Origin of the sequence: Sulfitobacter sp. BSw21498, from assembly GCF_006064855.1 — a bacterium.
Classification (GTDB): Bacteria; Pseudomonadota; Alphaproteobacteria; order Rhodobacterales; family Rhodobacteraceae; genus Sulfitobacter.
Map to the genome: position 1 here is coordinate 2,343,015 of NZ_CP040753.1, position 21,648 is coordinate 2,364,662.

Genomic DNA, 21,648 nt, shown 5'->3' on the forward strand with positions numbered 1-21,648 from the left:
GAGGCAATCTTCACATAACGCCTTACACCAGCCTTTGTTCCCGTTGAACCGGCAGGATTATGTGCATAGGCAGCAACCCGCCGACGGCCTGTCAGGCATCAGCGCGGGCAGATTCAAACGCCAGCATGACACGCTTGACCGGCAATCCCCAGTGATAGCCTCCCAAGCCGCCGGATTTGCGCAAGGCGCGGTGGCAGGGGATCAGCCAGCTGATCGGGTTGCGCCCCACCGCTGTGCCCACGGCCCGCACCGCTTTGGGCGTGCCAATTGTTTGGGCGATCTCGGAATAAGTGGTGACATGGCCCGACGGGATCGCCAGCAGCGCCTCCCACACTTTGATCTGGAACGGCGCGCCGATCAGATACATCGGAGCCTTCTCTGCCCCGCCCCCCTGCACGCCGAATGCAATCTGCACCCAGTCCTGCAGCAGTGCCGGATCTTCGCAAAAACGCGCCCCCGGCCAGCGGCGGCACAAATCCTCCATCGCGGCGTCGGTGCCCATTTCTGCCGAAAAGGCGAGCCCGCATATTCCCCGTGGCGTGCCCATGACCAGCGCAGGGCCAAAGGGGCTGTCGAACCACCCCCACGATATCACAAGCCCCTCACCCTTACGGGCAAAATCACCGGGGCTCATCGCCTCCCATCGCAGAAACATATCGTGCAAACGACCCGAACCGGACAGCCCCAGCTCATGCGCCGTGTCCAGCGTGGTAAAGCGATCGCGCAGCAGTGATTTGGCGTGATCCAGCATCAGGTATTGCTGATAGCGTTTGGGCGACACGCCCACCCACTGCGAGAAAAGCCGCTGAAAATGGGCCGGGCTCATCCCCATTTCGCCAGCAATCTGGTCCAACGCCAGCGGATCGGCGGCGGCGTCTATCAGATCAATCGCCCGCCGCATTACGCCGTAATGGTAGGCGCTGTCGCCTGCGGTGGCGGCTTCATCGGGGGCGGGTGTCTGGGGCTGGGGTTGCGTATGTGTCATGCTCGCAGACTACGGCAGGGCCCGCGCGCGCGCGACCCGAAACATGCGCCTAATGGCCGGCACCATCTACCGCAGCGACCGCGCGAAAATCGCCCTGCGCGGCTTGCCCTAGGGGGCGAAACCACGCATACCTTGGCGCATGGCCAAAACCCTTGATTATCACACGATCCGCGAGATTTTTACCCGCTTTCAGGATGCCGAGGCGGAGCCAAAAGGCGAGCTGGATCACACCAACGTCTATACATTGCTGGTCGCTGTCGCGCTGAGCGCGCAGGCGACGGATGCGGGGGTGAACAAGGCCACGAAATCCCTGTTCGAGATCGTCGAGCATCCACAGCAGATGCTGGACCTCGGGCTGGACGGGTTGACCGAACATATCAAATCTATCGGCCTGTTCCGCCAAAAAGCCAAAAACGTCATGAAGCTCAGCCAGCTTCTGGTGGATGACTATGACGGGGTCGTGCCCAACAGCCGTGCGGCGCTGCAATCGCTGCCGGGTGTGGGCCGCAAGACGGCGAATGTCGTGCTGAACATGTGGTGGCAGTATCCGGCCCAAGCGGTCGACACCCATATCTTTCGCGTTGGCAACCGCACCCTGATCGCGCCCGGCAAAACCGTGGACGCGGTAGAGCGCGCCATCGAAGACAATATTCCCGTTGATTTCCAACACCATGCCCACCACTGGATGATCCTGCACGGGCGATACCATTGCAAAGCACGCAAACCTTTGTGCAGAACCTGCATCATCCGTGACCTTTGCCCCTATGAGGAAAAAACCGAATGACCCAATACGAAGTGGTTGGCATCGGCAACGCCGTTGTCGATGTGATCTCGCATGCGGATGACACGTTTCTGAACGACAACGGCATCGAAAAAGGCATCATGCAACTGGTAGAGCGTGACCGCGCCGAAAGCCTTTATGCCACGATGCAGGACCGACTGCAGACCCCAGGCGGGTCGGTCGCCAATACCATCGCGGGCATCGGTGCGCTTGGCCTGTCCACGGCCTTTATCGGGCGGGTCCGCGATGATGAACTGGGCCAGTTCTATGCCAAAGCGATGACCGACATCGGCATCGATTTTGTCAACGCCCCTGTGGCCGAGGGCGAGAACCCAACCTCGCGCTGCATGATCTTTGTGACCCCGGATGGGGAACGCTCGTTGAACACCTATCTTGGCATCTCGACGGGGCTTACCTCGGACGACGTACCGCAGGCGGTGACGTCCAAGGCCAAGCTGATGTTCCTCGAGGGCTACCTTTTTGACCACGACGCCGGCAAAACCGCATTCCGCGAAGCGGCGCGGGCGGCAACGGCGGGGGGCGGCATGGCGGGGATCGCTATTTCCGACCCCTTCTGCGTGGAACGCCACCGGGATGACTTTCTTGCGCTGATCGAAAACGATTTGGGCTATGTCATCGGCAACGAAGCCGAACTCCGCGCCCTGTGGGAAACCGACGATACCGAAGTCGCTCTGGCCAAAACGGCCGAGATTTGCCCGCTGGTGGTCTGCACCCGCTCGGGCGACGGGGTCACGCTGAAGCGCGGCGAGGAACGCGTTGATGTGCCCGTCGAAAAGGTCGTGCCAGTCGATGCCACCGGCGCGGGCGATCAATTCGCGGCAGGATTCCTCTATGGCATGGCCACGGGTCGTGACCTCGAGACATGCGGCAAGATGGGCAACATCTGCGCGGCCGAGGTCATCAGCCACATTGGCCCGCGCCCGCAAACCTCGATGATGGCCCTGTTCAAAGAGCAAGGGCTGGTCTGATGCTGACGGACGGATACCACGAAGTACCGCTTGGCAAGCTGGCGATGGTCGTCACGCATCTTGAGATGCGCGAGGCCGCGCCCTTGCGCGATGTCCCCGCCCCCGAGGGCCTGACCTTGCGCGCGCTGACACCAACGCTGGACTGGTACCGTGATATCTTTCGCCGTGTCGGTAAGGACTGGCTGTGGTTCGGACGTCTCACAAAAACTGACGCCGAATTGCAGGCGCTTTTGTCGGACGTGGACACGCAGTTTTTCACGCTGACGAAAGATGGCCGTGACGAGGCGCTGCTCGAGCTCAAGTTCACCGCCGACGGCACTTGCGAGCTGGCTTATTTTGGCCTAACGCCCACGCTGATCGGGTCGGGTGCAGGGCGCTATCTGATGAACCACGCGATCCGTACCGCCTGGGCGCGGCCGATCTCGCGGTTTCATCTGCATACCTGCACGCTCGACAGTCCGCAGGCACTGTCCTTTTATATCCGCAGCGGGTTTGCCCCGTTCAAACGGCAGGTCGAGGTCGCGGATGATCCGCGCTTGATCGATCTGCTGGAAAAGGATGCAGGGGCGCATGTGCCGACTATCGGCTAGCGCCCCCCGCGCCGATCACCCCATCCGTTCAGAGGCGTAGGACCCCGGCGAGGCAGGAAAGACCACCGTCTTGTTGCCATTCACAAACACGCGCCGGTGGATATGCGCGTGGATCGCCCGCGCCAACACCTGACTTTCGACATCTCGCCCGAGCGAAACATAGTCTTCGGCAGATTGCGCATGGGTGACGCGCACGATGTCCTGCTCGATGATCGGCCCTTCGTCGAGATCGGCGGTCACGTAATGCGACGTCGCCCCGATCAGCTTTACCCCGCGTTGGAACGCCTGCTTATAGGGGTTCGCTCCCTTGAAACTGGGCAGGAACGAGTGGTGGATATTGATGATCCGCCCCGACATCTTTTGGCACATCTCGTCCGACAGGATTTGCATGTAACGCGCCAGCACAATCAGCTCGGCCCCCGCGTCTTCGACCACCGCCATGATCCGCGCTTCGGCGTCGGCCTTGTTTTCTGGCGTGACCTTGATGCAGTGGAACGGGATGTCGTTGTTCACGACGACCTTTTGATACTCCATATGGTTGGACACCACCGCGACGATATCAATCGGCAGCGCGCCGATGCGCCAGCGGTACAGCAGGTCATTCAGGCAATGCCCAAAGCGCGAGACCATGATGACGACTTTCATCTTTACCGCCTCGTCGTGGAACTCATAGGCCATGTCAAAGGGCCGCGCCGCATCGGCAAAGCCGTCCGAGAGCGTCGCCAGATCAACGTCGGCCTCGCTTTCAAAGCTGACGCGCATGAAGAAACCGCCGGTTTCCTTGTCGTCGAACTGAGAGCTGTCAGAGATGTTGCAGTCTTGATCGGCCAGATAATTCGCGATCGCCGCGACGACCCCACGCGCAGAGGGGCATTTCACGGTCAGGGCATATGTCTTCATCGGGTGTATCCTGTGGCTAGACGGTCCGACGTCGCGCGCCGATAGCCACCTGTTTCCTATCCGTCCCTGCCCCGTCAAGTTCGCGATGCGCAAAAAAGGGAACGACCGACAGTGGTACCCGCCAAATCAACGCAATCGGTTTCCGATCATGCACATTGGACCATATCCGCTACGCAATCGGGCAAAAGTCGAACGTCGCGCGCCCGTGTGTCAGGCGTTCGCGAAATGGTCTGCAAAGGCGTTGACCACGGCGGTATAGACCTCGCGCTTGAAGGGTACGATGTTGTCGACCAGATCGTGCACCGGCAGCCAGCGCCAGTCAGAAAATTCGGGGTGTTCGGTATCAAGGTTGATCTCGTCGTCCGACCCGTGAAAGCGCAGCAGGAACCATTTCTGCTCTTGCCCGCGGAACTGGCCTTTCCAAATGTTGGGCACCAGATCGACCGGCAGGTCATACGGCAGCCATCCCTCGGTCTGTGCCACCACTGTGACAGAGCTTGGGGGGATGCCGGTTTCTTCCTCCAGCTCGCGCAGGGCGGCGACTTCGGCGTGTTCACCCTTTTCGACGCCACCTTGTGGCATCTGCCATGCGTCCTGATCGCGGTCCCGACGCTGCCCGACAAACACGTGCCCGTCGGCATTGACCAGCATGACCCCGACACAGGGGCGATAGGGCAGTTGGGCGATTTCGTCTGGCGTCATGTCAGGGGCCTTTCGCGGCAAGAGAAGTCCCACGGGCGTTAGCACGAATCCCGCAGCCATGTATATTGGCTTACGCAGCGTTGTGCGTGACAGGACCGCAGGCTTGGGGTGAACTGCAGCACAGAACTGCCCAGCACCATACATTCAGCCCTCGAAAGGTTTGCCAAATGTCCGACTATCCGCACCTTCTTGCCCCGCTTGATCTGGGGTTCACGACGTTGAAAAACCGCGTGCTGATGGGGTCTATGCATACCGGGCTTGAGGAAACGCAGGATTGGAACCGCGTTGCCGAATTCTATGCCACCCGTGCACGCGGGGATGTGGGGTTGATGGTCACGGGTGGCATTGGCCCGAACCCCGAAGGGTCGGTCGCCCATGGTGCGGCAATGATGGTCTCGCAAAAGGACGTGGACAACCACAGCATCGTCACCGACCGCGTCCACGAGGCCGGCGGCAAGATCGCGATGCAAATCCTGCACGCGGGTCGCTATGCCTTTAGCCCCGACTGCGTGGCCCCTTCGGCGATCAAATCCCCGATCTCGATGTTCGCCCCGAAAGAGCTGGACGCCGACGGCATTGAAAAGCAGATCAGCGATATCGCCGCCTGCGCCCTGCGTGCCAAACAAGCGGGCTATGACGGGGTAGAGGTGATGGGGTCCGAAGGGTATTTCCTGAACCAGTTTCTTGTCACCCACACCAACAAGCGCGAGGACGAATGGGGCGGGTCATACGAGAACCGCATGAAGCTACCCGTCGAGGTCGTGCGCCGCGTGCGCGAGGCCGTGGGCCCTGACTTCATCCTCATATACCGTCTGTCGATGATCGACCTGATCCCTAACGGATCGACATTCGATGAGGTCGTCCAGCTTGCCAAGGCGGTTGAGGCCGCAGGGGCCACGATCATCAATACCGGCATCGGCTGGCACGAGGCGCGCATCCCGACGATCCAGACCTCTGTGCCGCGGGCGGCCTTTGCATGGGTCACGAAAAAGCTGATGGGTCAGGTGGGCATCCCGCTCATCACCTCCAACCGGATCAACACCCCCGAAGTCGCCGAAGAGGTTCTGGTGGACGGCTGCGCTGATATGGTGTCGATGGCGCGTCCCATGCTGGCCGATGCCGATTTCGTCGCCAAGGCAGCGGCAGGCAAGTCCGACCAGATCGCACCATGTATCGCCTGCAATCAGGCCTGTCTGGACCATACCTTTGGCGGCAAAATCTCTACCTGTCTGGTCAACCCGCGCGCCTGCTATGAAACCGAACTGCGCGTCGATCCCGCCGATGCGGTCAAATCCATCGCTGTGGTGGGGGCCGGCCCTGCGGGTCTGTCAGCGGCCATCACGGCGGCAGAGCGCGGCCACAAGGTCACGATCTTTGACCGCGCATCAGAGATTGGCGGCCAGTTGAACCTTGCCAAGCAGGTCGCCGGCAAAGAGGAATTCTGGGGCCTCGTCGACTGGTACCGCGCGATGATCAAAGAGCATGGTGTCGCGGTCCAGTTGAACACCGAAGTCTCGGCCAACGATCTGGGCGATTATGACGAGGTGATCATCGCCACCGGTGTTGTCCCACGTGATCCGCAAATCCCCGGTCAGGACGCAGGCAATGTCGTCAGCTATATCGATATCCTGAACGGCACCGATACGGCGGGCCAAAAGGTCGCCGTGATCGGTGCGGGCGGCATCGGGTTCGATGTGTCTGAACATCTGGTCCACGATGGTGAAAGCACCACGACCAACCTACCCGAGTGGATGAAGGAATGGGGCGTCACGGACCCTGCCGTACACCGCTCTGGCCTCGCGCCCGAAGGGCCGCAACCCCACGCCCCTGCCCGCGAAGTCACCATGTTGCAGCGCAAGACCACCAAGGTCGGCAAAGGCCTGGGAAAAACGACCGGATGGATCCACCGCGCATCCCTGACCATGAAAAACGTGCAGATGATTGCGGGCGTGAACTACGAAAAGATCGACGCAGCGGGGCTGCACATCAGCTTTGGCGAAGCGCGCGAAAAGCCGCAGGTGATCGCGGCCGATACTATTGTGCTTTGCGCGGGCCAGCTGTCGGACCGGTCGCTTGCCGATGCGCTTGAAGCCAAAGGCATCCCTTGTCACGTTATCGGTGGCGCGGATGTCGCGGCTGAGCTTGATGCGAAACGTGCGATTGACCAAGGCACCCGTCTGGCCGCCGCGCTGTAAGCTATCGTTCCGACATTAGGGCAGGCTGTGGCGGCCTGCCCTGCCCTTTGCCTGCCTTACCCAAGCAGCACGGCTTGCGCCTCGGCTCCGGTCTGTCAAAATGCGCGGGATAAATAGTTGTTTCAGGGTGTGGCCATGCCGATTTGCGTTTTCGATATCTTTGCCGACGGCACGACCCAGGTGCCCGCCGATACAAAGCTGACTGGGCCGGGCATTTATCGCTGGTGGCACTTTGATCTGGCTGACCCGATGCTCGACCCTTGGGTGCGCGAACATCTGCATGAAATCCCCGCCGGATCGCTGATCCAGAAACAGACCCGCCCGCGCTGTGACCGCTTTGAAGGCGGGCTGATCCTGAACCTGCGTGGCATTAACATGAACGAGGGGCAGGACGCCGATGAAATGGTATCGGTGCGGATGTATGTGGATTCCGACCTGCTGATCACCGTGCGCCGCAAGAAAGTCTTTGCCATCGACGCGATCCGCCGCGACGCCGAAGCGCAAAAGGCCCCTCCCAGCCCTGCCGAGTTCCTTGAGGAACTGGTGGGCCGTCTGACCCAACGGGTGCAAGAACACGTCGCGGGGCTGGATGAACAGGCGGAGTTCTTTGAGGACGATCTAGAAGACAAGAACACCCCGATGCCGCACGAACTGCCCGAAATCCGGCGCAGCGTGATCCGGCTGCGGCGCTATCTTGATCCGCAACGGGTGGCCCTGACCAAGCTTGCAGCCTTTGATATTCCGTTGATCCCTGACGACAGCCAGCTGGAACTGCGCGAACAAGCCAACAGCGCGCTGATTGCCGTCGAAGAGTTGGACGAATTGCGCGACCGTCTGGTGTCGGTTCAGGAAGAGCATGACGCCAATACGGCGCAACGGCAGGCGCGGCATGGGTATGTGCTTTCGGTGGCTGCCGCGATCTTTCTGCCGCTGGGGTTTCTGACCGGTCTGTTCGGGGTCAACGTCGGCGGGATGCCGGGTGTGGATCATCCATGGGCATTTGCCATTTTGTGTCTGGGCATGGTCGGACTGGCGCTGCTGATGTTTCTGGCCCTGAAACTGGTGCGCTGGATCTAGTCCCCGCCTGTTTCCCCGCCGCGAACGATCCCTACAAATACCTCTCCACTGTCTCACCACTGCCGTGATCCTGCCTGATTTGGCCGCCATACCATTTTCAGACGCAGATGATGAAAGGGGACGGGTATGGACCGCCTGACAGAGATGGAAGCATTCGCCACGGTCGTGGACCAAGGTGGCTTTACCGATGCTGCCAAAAAGATGGGTATCTCCAAATCCGCTGTATCCAAACATGTCTCATCGCTAGAGGCGCGGCTTGGGGCGCGGTTGCTGAACCGGACGACCCGCCGTGTCAGCCCGACAGAGATCGGCCTTGCCTATTATGACCGCGCCCGCCGTGTGTTGAATGATGCGGGCGAAGCCGATGCGCTGGTGACGTCGATGCAATCGGCCCCTTCAGGGCTGCTGCGCATCTCTGTTGCGACCGATTTTGGCGTCAATCACCTGTCGCCTGCCCTGTCCGACTTTCTGGCCGATTTCCCCGATATCACCGTCAACATGGTGCTGAACAACCGCTATGTTGAACTGATCAGCGAAGGCTTCGACATGGCTGTCCGTATCGGAGAGCTGGAAGACAGCACCCTACGCGCCCGCAAACTGACCGAGACGACCAAACGCATGATCGCGTCGCCCGGTTATTTCGAGAAATACGGCCGCCCCGAAAAGATCGACGATCTGAACGATCACAAGCTGCTGCATTATTCGAACCAATCCAGCGGCAATATGTGGAAGCTGACCTCCCCCTCGGGCGAAAAGCGTCAGGTGCGCACGGCGGGCTGGCTGTCGGTCAATGATGGGCAATCGCTGCTGAATGCCGCCATCTCGGGTCTTGGCATAGCCTATCTGCCCAGCTTTCTTTACGCTGACGCGATGGAAAAAGGGCTGGTCGAAGATGCGATCCCCGATCTGCCGCCCGAAACCCAAGGCATCTATGCCGTCTATCCTCCGGGTCGGTTCACCCAGCCCAAGGTGCGCGCTTTCATTGATTTTCTAGCCCATACCTTTGCCGAAAAAGGTCCTACGGACTGGTAACACGAGATCACCAACTGCCCTCGGTGAACTTGGCCCGCATGTGGCCGACCCCGCTCCCTTTTCAGGGCAGCGGGGATTTTTCTGTGTGCGGTATTCAGCTGGCGGGCAACAGGACGGCTTCGACACGGCGGTTCGCATCCCGCCCCGCTTCCGTTTGATTAGATGCAATCGGCGACAGATACCCCATGCCCTGCGCGTCGATCCGGTCGGCCGCGATTCCATGCGCCGCGATCAACCGCTGCCGGACCGCTGCCGCGCGGTTTTTCGACAGCGTGATATTGCCCTGTAGCCCCCCTACGCTGTCCGTGTGCCCCACCAGAGCAATCCGCAGATCGGGTTGATCCTTCAGCACCGCCGCAAGATTGACCAGCGCGTCGAACTCCCCCTGTCCCAAGGCCGCAGTGCCGGTATCGAAATCCAGCGCCGCGAGCACGACATGGCCGAATTTCTCCAACGCAGATGCCATCTTGGACGGGCTTTGCGCGGGAGCGTCAGGGGCTGCTGGTTGGGGATCTTGGGTCACAATCGAGGCCACAGGACCGGCTGCGCCCCCTTGGGTATCGGCCTGCACGATTTGAAGATAGGCAGAGGTATCGGTGGTGCTGATCAACAGCGTCACAACCGCGTCTGGCGCTTGCAGCGATCCTTTGACGGCGGTGACAAACTGGTACTGACGCAGGTCGACATACATGTTCGGCGCGGGCAGTGTTTCAATCGCAAAGCGGAAATCAAAGCCCCCGCAAACCACAGCACTGCAATCGAGCACGATCCTGTAGTCCGCGGCTTCAAGCTGCGTGCGCAAGGGCCGCATGACCTGCAAGGGGGTCAGGCCGGGCGCTTCCAGCCGCCAAGCCGATCGCGCGATGGCCCCTTCGATTGTGACGCTGGCAAAGCCGCCGTCCTCATAGGCAGAGGTCGGCGCAAGGTAGCTATCGGGACCGGTATCGCGCGCCACGGTTTGCCGCGCCGCTGCGGGCAAGGACAATTCCAATGCGTTTGCCCCGCCCGCCAGCAAAAGCCAGATCAGCCCGGCACGCCAGCTGATCATCTGAATTGCGCGTGATAGCCGTCGTTCGGCTTCATCTCGGTGGCGCTGGCGACGCGGTTGGTCATGTTGAAGAACCCCGCGACCGATGCGATGTCAAAGATGTCGCGGTCCGAAAAGCCCACATCGCGCAGCGCCTGACGGTCCGCCTCGGTTGTTTTGGCGCTGGCAACGGTCAGATGTTCGGCGAACGCCAGCATCGCGGTTTGGCGTGCGTCCAGATCAGCGACGCGCCAGTTCATCACCATCTGTTCGCCGAGGATCGGGTTGCCCGACAACTGCCGCACGGCCGCGCCATGGGCCGTCAGACAATAGTAGCATTTGTTCACCGACGACACGACGACCGCGATCATCTCGCGCTCGAGCTTTGATAGGTTCGACGCGCCCAGCATCAGGTCGTTATACATCGCGGTAAACGCGTTCAGCTTGTCCATGTCAAAGGCATAGGCCTGCAGCACATTCGGCACCATCCCCAGCTTTTCCTGACAGACATCAAAGTATTTCTGCGTGTCCTCGGGCAGCGGATCAACCATCGGCAGGTTCAGGGCAGTGGGGGTATCATGCGCCATGGGGCGGCTCCTTTAGTCAGGGAATTGACGGTAATGATAGTGCCCCACCAGATCAAAGCCCAGACCCTGATACAGGCGGTTCGCGCCCGCGTTCGTCTGTGTGCAAAGAACCGCCATCTGCGTCGCCCCCTGCGCCTGTGCCCAGAAACCGGCGCTGCGCATCAGCCATTTGGCGACGCCCTGCCCGCGCTGGTGTTCCAGCACCTCGACCGCATGGACCATGCACACCCCGTCATGCAGCGCGGCAAAGGCCACGCCACCGGGCATCTCGTTCCAGCGGGTCAGGATTGCGGTTTTGGTCGCGGCGCGGTGCATCACGTTGATCCGTTCGGGACCGACGCCGCCCTTGGCCCAAATCTCGGTCATGATGGCCAGCGGTTCCCATATCTGGAACGCGGTCACACGCGGCATTGGCACATCAGTCAGCTTGCCCACAGGTGCCACATAGAGGTTGACCGGATCGATAATGTCATACCCACGCGCGGCAAGCTCTGCGTCCAGCGTATCGTCGCCGTCGCGGATCATGAAAATGGGCCGCTGGTCCATCGCCCGCATCGCGGCCTCGGCCTGACCGACATCAGCATTGGGCCCGGCTATCGTAGCGGCTGAGACGCGCTTGCCGCCGCCCTGCCCGTCACGCAGGGTCCAGCCTGTTTCAGTCCAGATTTTCGCAGCGGGCCACGTGTGGTCGATGACGTGATAGAGCTGCGCCAGATCGGTCATGGGAACACCTTTGCAAGTTCGGCAATGGCCGCGTCGATCTCGGCCTGATCATTGCCACGGATCACGATATGCGCGCCGTATTTGCCGTCTTTCTGGAACGGATAGGACCCGATGGCGAGGGTCGGATAGGCCGTTGCCAGCTCCCCCAATGGGCCAGCAATATCGCCCTCGCCCCGTTCGATCCGATGGGTGGCGCTGATCAGCGGCGCACCACCGGTCAGCGTCGGTAAAACGCTGGCAACCATCGCTTCGAACACCGCGGGCACACCAGCCATGACATAGACGTTCTCCAGCTTGAACCCCGGCGCGGCGGACACAGGGTTATCGATCAGCGTGGCATCATCAGGGATCCGCGCCATGCGCAGGCGGGCGGTGTTCAGCTCGGTTGCGCTTTTGGCATAGTGTTCGGCCAGAATAGCGCGGGCATCCTCGCGCACATCGATATTCTTGTTGAACGCAGCGGCAATGCAATCGGCGGTGATGTCATCATGAGTCGGCCCGATGCCGCCACTGGTGAACACGCTGTCATAGACCCGCGACAGTTCCTGCACCGCGGCGATGATGGTGCCGTTTTCGTCGCCCACCACACGGACTTCCTTTAGGTCGATCCCGACGCTGGTCAGTTGCCCCGCCAGATGGTGCATGTTTGAATCGCGGGTGCGCCCCGACAGGATTTCATCGCCGATTACGATCATCGCAGCAGTGGGATTGGGCATGGCTGTCTCCTTGAGGGGCCGTTGATTGAGGTATAGGTCACACCCCATGCGCTTTCAAACCGAACTTGTCCCCGCCCGCCTGATCCGCCGCTACAAACGGTTTCTAGCCGATTGCCAGCTAGACGACGGCACCGAGGTGACGGCCCATTGCGCCAACCCCGGGTCGATGATGGGTCTGGCGACACCGGGCATGAAAATCTGGCTTGAGCCCAATGATGACCCCAAGCGCAAGCTGAACTATGGCTGGCGGCTGGTTGACCATGAAAACGGGCATTTCACCGGCGTCGATACCGCGCTGCCGAACCGCGCGATCAAGGCCGCATTGATGGATCGGCAGATCGCCCCCTTTGCCGGTTACACCACCGTGCGGCCCGAGGTGAAATACGGTGAAAACTCGCGTATCGACTTTCTGCTGACCGAAACCGGTCTGCCCGACGCCTATGTCGAGGTAAAGTCTGCCACCCTGTCACGTACCGACGGTTTGGTCGAATTCCCCGATAGCGTAACCAAACGCGGCACCAAGCATCTGGGCGAACTGGCGCAGATGGCGCGTGACGGGCACCGCGCTGTGCTATTGTATCTGGTGCAGCGTACCGATTGCAGCGCCTTTTGCGTGGCCGCCGACATCGACCCCGCTTATGCGGCGGCCTTTGCCGACGCCCGTGCCGCCGGACTGGAAACCCATATCATTGGCACCCATATCAGCCCCCAAGGGGTCAGCGTTGCAGGTACAATCCCCCTAATCGACCCGCCTGCACTGGTTCTTGGGAACCAAGCGGGTTAGACAACATCAAATTCATATGACGGAGACAGCGGTGATGAACGAACACCGAGGACGCCAGACCAAAGATGGCATTCGCATTTACGACCCCTCGGATTTTGCGGGGATGCACGCGGCGGGCAAGCTGGCGGCGCAAATCCTTGATGATATTGCCGAACATGTCTTTGTCGGGCAGACTACCGGCGCCATCGACGGCGTCATCACGCAGATGGTCGAAGACGCAGGCGCGAAATCGGCCACCATCGGGTACAAAGGCTATCAGCACGCCAGCTGCATCTCTTTGAACCACGTCGTATGCCACGGCATCCCAGGTGACAAAAAGCTCAAGGATGGCGACATTCTGAACATCGACGTCACCGTGATCGTCGATGGCTGGTTTGGCGATACCTCGCGGATGTATGTCGCAGGCAAGCTGTCGCGCAAATCAGAGCGGTTGATCAACATCACCCATGACGCACTGATGCGCGGCATAGAGGTCGTGAAACCCGGCAATACCTTTGGCGACATCGGTCACGCGATCCAGACCTTTGCGGAATCCCACCGGATGAGCGTTGTCACGGATTTTTGCGGTCACGGGCTAGGGCGCGTTTTCCATGCCCCGCCAAATGTACTGCACTATGGCCGCCCCGGCACCGGTGCGGTGCTAGAGCCCGGCATGTTCTTTACCATCGAACCGATGGTCAATCTGGGCCGTGCCGAAACCAAGGTACTGGCCGATGATTGGACAGCCGTGACCCGCGACAAATCCCTGTCAGCGCAGTTTGAACATTCGATTGGCGTGACGGAAACCGGCTGCGAGATCTTTACCCAATCCCCCGGCGGCATGTTCCACCCGACCTATAGCCAGGGCTGATTTTCAGCCCCGGCGCTTGGCAATCTCAAGCTCGATCACGGCCCACAATACGCTGCCTGCATAGGCAAAGCAGCACAGGACCAATGTGGCCCAGGGAAAGCTGACAAGACAGGCGATGAAGCCGGTAAAGAAGATCAGGAAATAGGTCACGTTGGTCCGCGAAAAGCTGACCGACTTTAACGACCATGTCGGGATGCGGCTGACCATGACCCAGCCGACCAGCACGATATAGAGGCAAGTCAACGCATCCGGCATCGCAGCACCGGGGCCAAAGGCATAGGGCAGGTAGATCGGCAACATCACCAGCATCGCGCCCGCAGGCGACGGCACGCCGGTAAAATAGCCACCGTCGTCCAGCGGGTCTTTGGTCCGCGAATCCACGTTGAACCGCGCCAGTCGCATCACGCAGCAAATCGCAAAGACCAGCACGCTCAGCCAGCCCGCGCGGTAGAAATCCTGCAGCCCCCAGAAATACACCACCAAGGGCGGGGCGACGCCAAAGTTCACGAAATCCGCGAGACTATCCAGTTCGGCACCGATCTTGCTGTTGCTGCCCAGATAGCGCGCAGTGCTGCCGTCCATCCCGTCAAGGATGCTGGCCAGCGTAATCAACGCGACGGCCAGCGAAAAATTCCCCTCGGCGGCAAACCGGATAGCCGAAATACCTGCACAGATCGCGGCAATGGTCAGCATGTTAGGTAACAGCTGCAGCAGCGAAAATTCGGTTTTCACTTTATCGGGTGCGACGGGGGGCATATCTGTCATTTAGGAAAGCTCCGCCAGAACGGTTTCGCCTGCGACCATGGTTTGCCCGATGCTGACGCGCGGGGTGACGCCTTCGGGCAGATAGACATCAACACGTGACCCAAAGCGGATCAGGCCAAAGCGCTGACCCGCCTGCGTATGCGCGCCTTTCTTGGTGAAGCAAACGATACGACGCGCCACCAGTCCGGCGATTTGCACGGCTGCCACCTCGCGGCCATCGGCCATTTTGATACGCAGGCTGTTGCGTTCGTTATCCTCGCTCGCTTTGTCCAGCGAGGCGTTGAAAAACTTGCCGGGGCGATAAGCAATTTCGGTGATCTCGCCTGCGACGGGCGCGCGATTCACGTGGCAGTTAAACACGTTCATGAACACGCTGACCCGCGTCAGGGGTGTGTCTGCCATCCCCAGTTCTGCGGGCGGCACGGCAGGTTCGATCAGCGATACGATGCCATCGGCAGGGCTGATGACAAGGTGGTCGCCCTTGGGTGTCACACGTTCTGGGTCGCGGAAAAAGTAGTAGCACCACACGGTTGCGCCGACACCCAGCCACCCCAGAGGTTCAGCGATGATGAAAAGTACCAACGTGATCGCCGCAAAGATAGCCACGAACTTGCGCCCCTCGGGGTGCATCGGCTTGATGAAGGTGCTGGTCATGCTCAGGCTCATGGCGGTCTACTTTCCTTTAGGTCTTTGTGTAGCACATAGGCCGCAGCGCCCCGAATGCAAAGCGGCATCTAGCAGCGGCCCTCTCGGCTACTCTGGTGTCAGCAGCGTGATCCAAGTGTCGCCATATTTGCGCTTGTCCTCGCGGGTGAACCCTGGGGGCGGATCAAGCGGGGCATTCTCCTCGCAGACGATCATGGCATTGCGGGTCAACCAGCCGCCTGCACGCGCCTTGATCAACGCGGCCTGCCCCATGCCTTTGCCATAGGGCGGATCAAGAAAGACCAGATCGAACGGTGCCGCGATCCAGTCGCCAAGCGCTGTCGCATCCGACCGCATCAGCGTCGTTTCACCCTCGACCCGCAGCTTTTTGATGTTCTCGGTGATCAGCTTTTGCCCGACGCGCCCGTTCTCGATGAACACGACTTCGCGGGCCCCGCGCGACAGCGCCTCTAGGCCCAAGGCACCCGTCCCTGCGAACAGGTCCAGCACCCGCGCGCCGTTGATGACGTTGTGATGGGTCAGCATGGAAAACAGGCTCTCGCGCACACGATCAGAGGTGGGGCGCAAATGCGCTTCGGTGTCGCCCTTGCCCACATCAGCCAGCTGCGTACCACGGTGTTTGCCGGCGATGATCCTCATGATTTCAGCAGCGCTTTCATGTCTGTGGCGGGGTCTTCGATCAGCGCGGGCGCTGGGGATTTGCCCGCCTCGATCAACCGGCGCCCGATCATGAACCCGCGCGGATCGTTCATCGCGTCCACCGCCAGAAGTTCGTCCCCGCGATAGTACCAAAAGGCCACACTATCGGCATCGGTGCGGCGGGTAATGACACGGTCATAGCCCATGTTCAGCCCTGCGATCTGCAGTTTTACGTCATATTGGTCGGACCAGAACCACGGCTTTGCGACATATTCCTTATCCGCACCCATGATATTCTCTGCCACCAGTTCGGCCTGATCGATGGCGTTGGGGACGGATTCCAGCCGGATACGTCCGCCGCGATAGGGGAAGGACGCGCAGTCGCCCGCAGCCCAGACATGCGGCGCAGAGGTGCGGCCGTGCGTGTCCGTCATGATCCCGTTGTCATTCACAATGCCTGCAGCATCGGCCAGCGCTGTTGCCGCCCCGATACCAACGCCGACGATCACGAAATCCACCGCAAGTTCAGACCCGTCCGACAGCTGCGCGCCGGTGACATGGGTATCGCCCGTCAAACGTTCCAGACCAACCCCCTCGCGGATGGTCACCCCATGCGCGGCATGAAGGTCGCGGAAAAAGTCAGAGGTCTGCGGCGCTGCAACCCGTCGCAAGATGCGGTCGCCCATTTCTACCAGTGTCACCTGCAACCCAAGCTTGGCCGCAACCGAGGCCGCCTCTAGCCCGATATAGCCACCGCCGACGATCAGCACCCGCGCGCCTTTGGTAAAGCGCGGCCCCATCGTATCGACGTCCGTTAGGTCGCGTACCATATGCACGCCCTCCAGATCGCCCCCGATGCGGGCAGGCAGGCGGCGTGGGAACGATCCGGTGGTCAGCACCAGATCATCATAGGGCATGTCCCCGCCGTTCACCCGAATGGTCTGCGCTGCCGGATCGATGCTGTCGACAGTGGTGCCCAGCATCAGGTCGATCCCGTGATCGGGATAAAAGCTTTCGGGCCGCAGATAGAGCCGTTCAAGCGCCATGTCGCCCAACAGATAGGCTTTGGACAGGGGGGGGCGTTGGTAAGGGGGCACGGTCTCCGCGCCGATCAACGTGATTTTCCCTTCAAAGCCGGAGTTGCGCAGCTTAGCCACACAGGATGACCCCGCCTGCCCTGCCCCGATCACCACCACATGACCCATCCTAGCCCCTTTCGAAAAAACCGTGTTCCTGCCTGCGTGCAAAGCCTATATCTTCCTTGAAGACAAACGCAATGACACGAAAGGTCTCGCATATGACGATTTCCCAAGGCGACACGCTGCCCGACGCAACGCTGGTGCAAATGGGGCCGGACGGCCCAAAGCCTGTGCAGATGGCTGACAAGCTAAAGGGCCGCAAGGTCGTCGTCTTTGCCGTGCCCGGTGCCTATACGCCGACCTGTGATTCCGCGCATGTGCCCAGCTTTGTCCGCACCAAGGACCAGTTCGACGCCAAGGGCGTGGACGAGATCATCTGCGTATCGTGCAACGACCCGTTCGTCATGGCGGCTTGGGGTGAATCAACCGGCGCGACAGCGGCGGGCATCACCATGCTGGCCGATGCCAGCAGCGCCTTTACCAAAGCAATCGGCATGGAATTCTCGGCCGAGCCCGCGGGCCTGATCTCGCGCTCCAAACGCTATGCGATGCTAGTGGATGATGGCAAGGTCACGCTGTTCCAAGCCGAAGTGCAAGCCGGCGTATGTGACATGTCGGGCGGCGAAGCGCTGCTGGACAACATGTAAACCCGCGATACGGTAAAAACGAAAAACGCAGCCTCGGGAGGCCCGGGGCTGCGTTTTTCTTTGGTAACGGTGACTGTGTCTGTGACTGGGCCTGTGACTGGCGGTTTAGCCCGCTTTGACCTCGCCCATCAGCCCGTCCATCTTACGCGCCAGCTTGGCGTCGAGCGAGCTTAGGCCGTCAACGTCATGTGTCGTCAGGGTGACGATGACCTTGTTATAGACGTTCTCCCACTCTGGGTGGTGATTCCACTTTTCGGCCCAGATCGCCGCGCGGGTCATCCAGCCGAACGCATCCGCAAAATCATTGAACTTGAATGTTTTGACGATGGCGTCGCGGTCATCCACCATGGCCCAGCCTGTGCTGAACAAGGGTGCCAATACGGTTTTGCGCGTCTCTTCGCTTAATCTTTCGCTCATTCCTGTTCCTCAACCTCGACCCTTTTGAACGGGCCGTAATCTGTCAAAATATCTATCTCTTCGTCAACGGCTGCCCGTTCCTGTACAAGATAGTCTTGAACGGCCCGCATAAAACCCTCGTCGCGCATCCAATGGAGCGACCACGTCGCCTGTGGCAGGTAACCGCGCGCCAGCTTGTGTTCACCCTGCGCCCCTGCCTCTACCGTAGAAAGACCCAGTTTGATCGCGATATCGATGGCCTGATAATAGCACAATTCAAAGTGCAGGAACGGGTGATGTTCGCTGCAGCCCCAGTAGCGCCCATAAAGCGCATCGGCACCGATAAAGTTCAGCGCCCCCGCCACCCACTCACCGTCCCGCTTGGCCAGCACCAATGCCATGTCGTCGCGCAGCTGGTCTTGGGCAATGTCGAAGAAGGCGCGCGTCAGATAAGGCGTGCCCCATTTGCGCGCGCCGGTGTCCTGATAAAAGCGCCAGAAGGCATCCCAATGTTCAGGACGCAGGTCATCGCCGGTGAACACCTCTATCTCGCCGCCGAACGCCTGCGCCTGCTGGCGTTCCTTGCGGATGTTCTTGCGCTTGCGCGAGCTGAGCGTGTCAAGGAAACCGTCGAAATCAGCGAACCCGTGATTGTGCCAATGGAACTGCTGGCTTTTGCGGGTCAACAAGCCCAGCTGCTCGGCTGCTGTCGCCTCTGCTTTGGTGCAAAAGGTGATGTGAAGCGACGACAGCCCGTTGGAATCGGTCAGCTGGACCGCCCCTTGGATCAGGGCTGCAGTGCCCGTCTCTTCGAACCCCGGCCGCGTAAGGAACCGGCGGCCCGTAGCGGGGGTGTGGGGCACGGCGATCTGCAGCTTGGGGTAATAGCGCCCGCCGGCGCGTTCGAACGCATGGGCCCAGCTGTGATCAAAGATGTATTCCCCCTGACTATGCGCTTTGGCGTACATCGGGGCGACCGCGATGACCTGCCCGTCGATAACGGCACTGAGGTACTGGGGCTGCCAGCCTGTGCCGGGGCCGACACTGCCGCTTTCCTCTAGCGCCGACAGGAGGCGATAGGTGGTGAAAGGGTCCGCAGGGCGCCCCCCTGCTGCGACCTCGGGGCAGGCACATGCATCCCACGCGTCCTGACCAATCTGCGCGATGCCCGAAGCAATTCTGATTTCGACGTCGCGCGCGTTCATTCTGGGTGTCCCGTTGTCATAGTCCTTATCTGTGGCCAAAGCCGGACGGTTCAACCTTGCAGCGGCGCGTCATAGCCTTCGAAGGTGATATTATGCGCAAATTCGCGCGCGCCGTTTTCGACCGATAGACTGCGCACCGTCCAGCAGCAGATCATGGCACCTGCCTCGCGCAGCTCTGCCACGCGGGGGCGGGGCAGATCATCGACCTCGTGGCTGATAAAACAGGCCCCTGTGCGGTCGTAATCAGGGATCTCGCGCAGGTGGTCACAGGTGGCTTTGGGCAGCGGCCATTCGACATAGCGATAGGCGCTGGTCACCAAACCGCGCGGCAGATCCGGCAGCAGGTCAGCCATGCGCGCAACGCTGTTGGGGTTGAACGACATGACGGCGACATCACCACCGTAGCCCCGCAGCGCATCTGCTGTCGCTTGCTCTAACGGGCCGATATCCTTGCCCATGGCACCGTCCTGATCCTTGATCTCGATCAGCAGGGGCACGCGCCCCGCGACCAGCGCCAGTACCTGCGGCAAGGTGGGAATGGTGTCGCTGCCGCCCGTCAGCGCAATCTGGCACAGGTCATCGGCATCGAACTGCCGGAGGGCTCCGGTCTGGGCCGTCAGACGGTCAAGCGCGTAATCATGAAACACCAGCGCCACACCGTCGCGCGACAGCTGCACGTCAAGTTCGATCCCATATCCGCGATCCATCGCTGCCTGAAACGCGGCAAAGCTGTTTTCGGGCCGTCCGGCATCGCGGTGATGAAAACCGCGATGCGCTATAGGGATCGTATAGAACGCCTCGGGTAGGGTCATTCGATTTCAAAGATGCCTTCGATTTCGACCGCGACACCCAGTGGCAGGGACGCTGCAGAGACTGCCGACCGTGCATGACGGCCCGCGTCGCCCAAGGCTTCGACCAGAAAATCAGAGGCACCGTTGACCACTTTGGGCTGGTCGGTGAAATCGGCGGTGGAATTCACAAACGCCGTCAGCTTGACCACCCGCTTGAGCCGCTCGATATCGCCACCACAGGCCGCTTGGACTTGCGCCAGCAAGCTGATCGCGCATGTCTTGGCCGCTTCGGCACCAGCAGCCACGTCCATATCTGCACCCAGTTTGCCCATGATGAACCCGTCCGGCCCGTTCGAGATCTGCCCCGACACGTAGACCGTGTTTCCCGTGACCACAAAGGGCACATAGTTCGCCGCGGGGGCCGGTGCGTCAGGCAGGGTAACGCCAAGATCGTTCAAACGGCTGGTGATGCTCATGGGAGGCTTCCTTGAAATGAGTGGTCGTTGGCGGGACGATAGCGCTGCGATACGCAAACGAAAAGGGCCAAGAGGGACGAACGGCAACACCTGCCAGCAACACGGGGGCGACCAAGGAGACTCATGTTGCGTATTTCAGGTACCCTGCGCATAACAAATCATGTTTTTCACGTGTTTTCGGGATTTTTACCATGATTAAGGCCACGACCCTCTCCACATCGCTGCGCGCCCTTGCGGGTGTCACTTTGGTTGCGGGCCTTGCGGCCTGTAGCGGTGCCTCGCGCACCCAGCCTGCCGGGATCAATGACCCGCACGAGCCCAGCAACCGCAAGATACATGCGCTCAATCAAAAGATCAGCGGCTCTGGCAAACCGAACCGCGTGGCGGCTGCGGTCCCGACCGAGTTCCAGTCTGTCATTCACAACGTGTCTGAAAACCTGTCGATGCCACAGGCCGCCGTGAACAGCGCCTTGCAAGCCGACTTTGCGGGCTTCGGTTTGGCGACATACCGCTTTTTGGTGAACAGCACGCTGGGTATGGGTGGCCTCTTTGACGTGGCAAGCGACTTCAAAGTGCCCGAGCATGATACGGATTTTGGCGAAACGCTGTATGTCTGGGGTGTGGGCGAAGGCCCCTACTACGAACTGCCGGTGCTTGGCCCGTCGACCCGCCGTGACACAGCCGGTCGCATGGTGGATCTGTTCACCAACCCACTGTCCTATACGCTCGATAGCCCCGAGAAATACGTAGGCACCGTCACCGGCTATGCCGATAGCGTGTTCGAAAAGAACCGCCGTATCGTGAATGGCCAGCAGGTGCCTATTTCGGCCGCGGGCGACAGCTATGCCCAAGCGCGCCAAGAGTATCTGCAACAGCGCCGCGCAGATCTGGCCCGTCCCACCAGCATCGCCGCCACGACCGGCCCGCGCAGCACCAACTAGGGTAGCTCTCTGCGGGGGGGCGCTCGGGCTGAAAGCCAGTGCTAG

25 protein-coding genes are annotated in these 21,648 nt (G+C 60.6%); 10 read left to right on the top strand and 15 right to left on the bottom strand.

Annotated features, from left to right (window positions below; genetic code table 11):
- Nucleotides 1–91: 91 nt before the first annotated feature.
- Nucleotides 92–985 carry a methylated-DNA--[protein]-cysteine S-methyltransferase gene (locus tag E5180_RS11385; protein WP_138924479.1) on the bottom strand — a complete coding sequence of 298 codons (894 nt, stop codon included), beginning with the start codon at nt 983–985 and terminating at the stop codon, nt 92–94.
- Nucleotides 986–1,124: 139 nt separating this feature from the next.
- On the opposite strand from E5180_RS11385, the gene nth reads away from it, so the two are divergent.
- Genes nth through E5180_RS11400 form a run of 3 tightly spaced genes read left to right on the top strand, consistent with a single transcriptional unit; the run spans nt 1,125 to nt 3,345 of the window.
- Nucleotides 1,125–1,769, top strand: coding sequence for an endonuclease III (nth, locus tag E5180_RS11390; protein WP_138924480.1), 645 nt, complete (start codon nt 1,125–1,127; stop codon nt 1,767–1,769).
- Nucleotides 1,766–2,755: an adenosine kinase gene (locus E5180_RS11395; protein WP_138924481.1), complete on the top strand. Its 990-nt coding sequence runs from the start codon at nt 1,766–1,768 to the stop codon at nt 2,753–2,755. Before nth ends, E5180_RS11395 begins: the two co-directional genes overlap by 4 nt.
- On the top strand, nt 2,755–3,345 hold the full coding sequence (locus E5180_RS11400) for a GNAT family N-acetyltransferase (protein WP_138924482.1): 591 nt from the start codon (nt 2,755–2,757) through the stop codon (nt 3,343–3,345). Before E5180_RS11395 ends, E5180_RS11400 begins: the two co-directional genes overlap by 1 nt.
- A gap of 15 nt (nt 3,346–3,360) precedes the next feature.
- On the opposite strand, the gene purU is transcribed toward E5180_RS11400, so the two are convergent.
- Nucleotides 3,361–4,245, bottom strand: coding sequence for a formyltetrahydrofolate deformylase (gene purU / locus E5180_RS11405; protein WP_138924483.1), 885 nt, complete (start codon nt 4,243–4,245; stop codon nt 3,361–3,363).
- Between the two features lie 210 nt (nt 4,246–4,455).
- The gene (locus tag E5180_RS11410) at nt 4,456–4,947 is read right to left on the bottom strand and encodes an RNA pyrophosphohydrolase (RefSeq protein WP_138924484.1); all 492 of its coding nucleotides are present in this window, start codon (nt 4,945–4,947) and stop codon (nt 4,456–4,458) included.
- A gap of 167 nt (nt 4,948–5,114) precedes the next feature.
- On the opposite strand from E5180_RS11410, the gene E5180_RS11415 reads away from it, so the two are divergent.
- The 3 genes from E5180_RS11415 to E5180_RS11425 all read left to right on the top strand — a co-directional run bounded on the left by E5180_RS11415 (nt 5,115) and on the right by E5180_RS11425 (nt 9,251).
- Entirely contained in the window at nt 5,115–7,142 is a 2,028-nt protein-coding gene (locus E5180_RS11415; RefSeq protein WP_138924485.1) for an NADPH-dependent 2,4-dienoyl-CoA reductase, read from the top strand.
- A 135-nt stretch (nt 7,143–7,277) separates the two neighbouring features.
- The gene (locus tag E5180_RS11420) at nt 7,278–8,219 is read left to right on the top strand and encodes a zinc transporter ZntB (RefSeq protein ID WP_093731536.1); all 942 of its coding nucleotides are present in this window, start codon (nt 7,278–7,280) and stop codon (nt 8,217–8,219) included.
- 126 nt (nt 8,220–8,345) lie between these two features.
- Entirely contained in the window at nt 8,346–9,251 is a 906-nt protein-coding gene (locus E5180_RS11425; RefSeq protein WP_093731537.1) for a LysR family transcriptional regulator, read from the top strand.
- A 94-nt stretch (nt 9,252–9,345) separates the two neighbouring features.
- Here E5180_RS11425 and E5180_RS11430 read toward each other — a convergent pair whose 3' ends face one another.
- Genes E5180_RS11430 through E5180_RS11445 form a run of 4 tightly spaced genes read right to left on the bottom strand, consistent with a single transcriptional unit; the run spans nt 9,346 to nt 12,304 of the window.
- Entirely contained in the window at nt 9,346–10,299 is a 954-nt protein-coding gene (locus E5180_RS11430; RefSeq protein WP_138924486.1) for an OmpA family protein, read from the bottom strand.
- Complete coding sequence (locus E5180_RS11435; protein ID WP_138924487.1) at nt 10,296–10,865, bottom strand: peroxidase-related enzyme; 570 nt, start codon at nt 10,863–10,865, stop codon at nt 10,296–10,298. Before E5180_RS11435 ends, E5180_RS11430 begins: the two co-directional genes overlap by 4 nt.
- 12 nt (nt 10,866–10,877) lie before the next feature.
- The gene (locus tag E5180_RS11440; protein ID WP_138924488.1) at nt 10,878–11,588 is read right to left on the bottom strand and encodes a GNAT family N-acetyltransferase; all 711 of its coding nucleotides are present in this window, start codon (nt 11,586–11,588) and stop codon (nt 10,878–10,880) included.
- Nucleotides 11,585–12,304, bottom strand: a complete 720-nt coding sequence (locus E5180_RS11445) for a competence/damage-inducible protein A (protein WP_138924489.1) — start codon at nt 12,302–12,304, stop codon at nt 11,585–11,587. The genes E5180_RS11440 and E5180_RS11445 overlap by 4 nt, the downstream gene beginning before the upstream one ends.
- 46 nt (nt 12,305–12,350) lie before the next feature.
- Here E5180_RS11445 and sfsA point away from each other — a divergent pair, with 46 nt between their 5' ends.
- Together sfsA and map are read left to right on the top strand one after the other, a co-directional pair.
- The gene (gene sfsA, locus E5180_RS11450; RefSeq protein WP_138924490.1) at nt 12,351–13,088 is read left to right on the top strand and encodes a DNA/RNA nuclease SfsA; all 738 of its coding nucleotides are present in this window, start codon (nt 12,351–12,353) and stop codon (nt 13,086–13,088) included.
- A gap of 34 nt (nt 13,089–13,122) precedes the next feature.
- On the top strand, nt 13,123–13,938 hold the full coding sequence (map, locus tag E5180_RS11455) for a type I methionyl aminopeptidase (protein ID WP_093731543.1): 816 nt from the start codon (nt 13,123–13,125) through the stop codon (nt 13,936–13,938).
- A gap of 3 nt (nt 13,939–13,941) precedes the next feature.
- On the opposite strand, the gene pssA is transcribed toward map, so the two are convergent.
- From pssA to E5180_RS11475, 4 genes are all read right to left on the bottom strand, one after another.
- Nucleotides 13,942–14,703, bottom strand: a complete 762-nt coding sequence (gene pssA / locus E5180_RS11460; protein ID WP_138924491.1) for a CDP-diacylglycerol--serine O-phosphatidyltransferase — start codon at nt 14,701–14,703, stop codon at nt 13,942–13,944.
- A complete protein-coding gene (locus E5180_RS11465) occupies nt 14,704–15,363 on the bottom strand; it encodes a phosphatidylserine decarboxylase (RefSeq protein WP_171048983.1) in 660 nt (219 codons plus the stop codon).
- A 93-nt stretch (nt 15,364–15,456) separates the two neighbouring features.
- Nucleotides 15,457–16,008 carry a 16S rRNA (guanine(966)-N(2))-methyltransferase RsmD gene (gene rsmD / locus E5180_RS11470; RefSeq protein WP_138924493.1) on the bottom strand — a complete coding sequence of 184 codons (552 nt, stop codon included), beginning with the start codon at nt 16,006–16,008 and terminating at the stop codon, nt 15,457–15,459.
- On the bottom strand, nt 16,005–17,213 hold the full coding sequence (locus tag E5180_RS11475; protein ID WP_138924494.1) for an NAD(P)/FAD-dependent oxidoreductase: 1,209 nt from the start codon (nt 17,211–17,213) through the stop codon (nt 16,005–16,007). The genes rsmD and E5180_RS11475 overlap by 4 nt, the downstream gene beginning before the upstream one ends.
- 92 nt (nt 17,214–17,305) lie before the next feature.
- Here E5180_RS11475 and E5180_RS11480 point away from each other — a divergent pair, with 92 nt between their 5' ends.
- On the top strand, nt 17,306–17,794 hold the full coding sequence (locus E5180_RS11480) for a peroxiredoxin (RefSeq protein WP_138924495.1): 489 nt from the start codon (nt 17,306–17,308) through the stop codon (nt 17,792–17,794).
- Nucleotides 17,795–17,899: 105 nt separating this feature from the next.
- On the opposite strand, the gene E5180_RS11485 is transcribed toward E5180_RS11480, so the two are convergent.
- The 4 genes from E5180_RS11485 to E5180_RS11500 are packed head-to-tail and all read right to left on the bottom strand — an operon-like array spanning nt 17,900 to nt 20,662.
- Entirely contained in the window at nt 17,900–18,211 is a 312-nt protein-coding gene (locus tag E5180_RS11485; protein WP_093731549.1) for a 4a-hydroxytetrahydrobiopterin dehydratase, read from the bottom strand.
- The gene (locus tag E5180_RS11490; RefSeq protein WP_138924496.1) at nt 18,208–19,395 is read right to left on the bottom strand and encodes a GNAT family N-acetyltransferase; all 1,188 of its coding nucleotides are present in this window, start codon (nt 19,393–19,395) and stop codon (nt 18,208–18,210) included. The genes E5180_RS11485 and E5180_RS11490 overlap by 4 nt, the downstream gene beginning before the upstream one ends.
- A gap of 50 nt (nt 19,396–19,445) precedes the next feature.
- The gene (locus E5180_RS11495; RefSeq protein WP_138924497.1) at nt 19,446–20,207 is read right to left on the bottom strand and encodes a glycerophosphodiester phosphodiesterase family protein; all 762 of its coding nucleotides are present in this window, start codon (nt 20,205–20,207) and stop codon (nt 19,446–19,448) included.
- The gene (locus E5180_RS11500) at nt 20,204–20,662 is read right to left on the bottom strand and encodes a RidA family protein (RefSeq protein WP_138924498.1); all 459 of its coding nucleotides are present in this window, start codon (nt 20,660–20,662) and stop codon (nt 20,204–20,206) included. Before E5180_RS11500 ends, E5180_RS11495 begins: the two co-directional genes overlap by 4 nt.
- A gap of 191 nt (nt 20,663–20,853) precedes the next feature.
- Between E5180_RS11500 and E5180_RS11505 the strand changes: the two genes are divergently transcribed.
- Nucleotides 20,854–21,603: an MlaA family lipoprotein gene (locus tag E5180_RS11505; protein ID WP_138924499.1), complete on the top strand. Its 750-nt coding sequence runs from the start codon at nt 20,854–20,856 to the stop codon at nt 21,601–21,603.
- Nucleotides 21,604–21,648: the final 45 nt, after the last annotated feature.

Coding starts and splice junctions, on each gene's coding strand:
- E5180_RS11480 (WP_138924495.1), top strand. CDS start 17,306: ATGACGATTTCCCAAGGCGACACGCTGCCCGACGCAACGCTGGTGCAA.
- E5180_RS11490 (WP_138924496.1), bottom strand. CDS start 19,395: ATGAACGCGCGCGACGTCGAAATCAGAATTGCTTCGGGCATCGCGCAG.
- E5180_RS11430 (WP_138924486.1), bottom strand. CDS start 10,299: ATGATCAGCTGGCGTGCCGGGCTGATCTGGCTTTTGCTGGCGGGCGGG.
- E5180_RS11385 (WP_138924479.1), bottom strand. CDS start 985: ATGACACATACGCAACCCCAGCCCCAGACACCCGCCCCCGATGAAGCC.
- map (WP_093731543.1), top strand. CDS start 13,123: ATGAACGAACACCGAGGACGCCAGACCAAAGATGGCATTCGCATTTAC.
- E5180_RS11420 (WP_093731536.1), top strand. CDS start 7,278: ATGCCGATTTGCGTTTTCGATATCTTTGCCGACGGCACGACCCAGGTG.
- E5180_RS11475 (WP_138924494.1), bottom strand. CDS start 17,213: ATGGGTCATGTGGTGGTGATCGGGGCAGGGCAGGCGGGGTCATCCTGT.
- E5180_RS11500 (WP_138924498.1), bottom strand. CDS start 20,662: ATGAGCATCACCAGCCGTTTGAACGATCTTGGCGTTACCCTGCCTGAC.
- E5180_RS11445 (WP_138924489.1), bottom strand. CDS start 12,304: ATGCCCAATCCCACTGCTGCGATGATCGTAATCGGCGATGAAATCCTG.
- E5180_RS11440 (WP_138924488.1), bottom strand. CDS start 11,588: ATGACCGATCTGGCGCAGCTCTATCACGTCATCGACCACACGTGGCCC.
- E5180_RS11410 (WP_138924484.1), bottom strand. CDS start 4,947: ATGACGCCAGACGAAATCGCCCAACTGCCCTATCGCCCCTGTGTCGGG.
- E5180_RS11400 (WP_138924482.1), top strand. CDS start 2,755: ATGCTGACGGACGGATACCACGAAGTACCGCTTGGCAAGCTGGCGATG.
- purU (WP_138924483.1), bottom strand. CDS start 4,245: ATGAAGACATATGCCCTGACCGTGAAATGCCCCTCTGCGCGTGGGGTC.
- E5180_RS11505 (WP_138924499.1), top strand. CDS start 20,854: ATGATTAAGGCCACGACCCTCTCCACATCGCTGCGCGCCCTTGCGGGT.
- E5180_RS11415 (WP_138924485.1), top strand. CDS start 5,115: ATGTCCGACTATCCGCACCTTCTTGCCCCGCTTGATCTGGGGTTCACG.
- E5180_RS11495 (WP_138924497.1), bottom strand. CDS start 20,207: ATGACCCTACCCGAGGCGTTCTATACGATCCCTATAGCGCATCGCGGT.
- pssA (WP_138924491.1), bottom strand. CDS start 14,703: ATGACAGATATGCCCCCCGTCGCACCCGATAAAGTGAAAACCGAATTT.
- nth (WP_138924480.1), top strand. CDS start 1,125: ATGGCCAAAACCCTTGATTATCACACGATCCGCGAGATTTTTACCCGC.
- E5180_RS11485 (WP_093731549.1), bottom strand. CDS start 18,211: ATGAGCGAAAGATTAAGCGAAGAGACGCGCAAAACCGTATTGGCACCC.
- E5180_RS11435 (WP_138924487.1), bottom strand. CDS start 10,865: ATGGCGCATGATACCCCCACTGCCCTGAACCTGCCGATGGTTGATCCG.
- E5180_RS11425 (WP_093731537.1), top strand. CDS start 8,346: ATGGACCGCCTGACAGAGATGGAAGCATTCGCCACGGTCGTGGACCAA.
- rsmD (WP_138924493.1), bottom strand. CDS start 16,008: ATGAGGATCATCGCCGGCAAACACCGTGGTACGCAGCTGGCTGATGTG.
- E5180_RS11395 (WP_138924481.1), top strand. CDS start 1,766: ATGACCCAATACGAAGTGGTTGGCATCGGCAACGCCGTTGTCGATGTG.
- sfsA (WP_138924490.1), top strand. CDS start 12,351: ATGCGCTTTCAAACCGAACTTGTCCCCGCCCGCCTGATCCGCCGCTAC.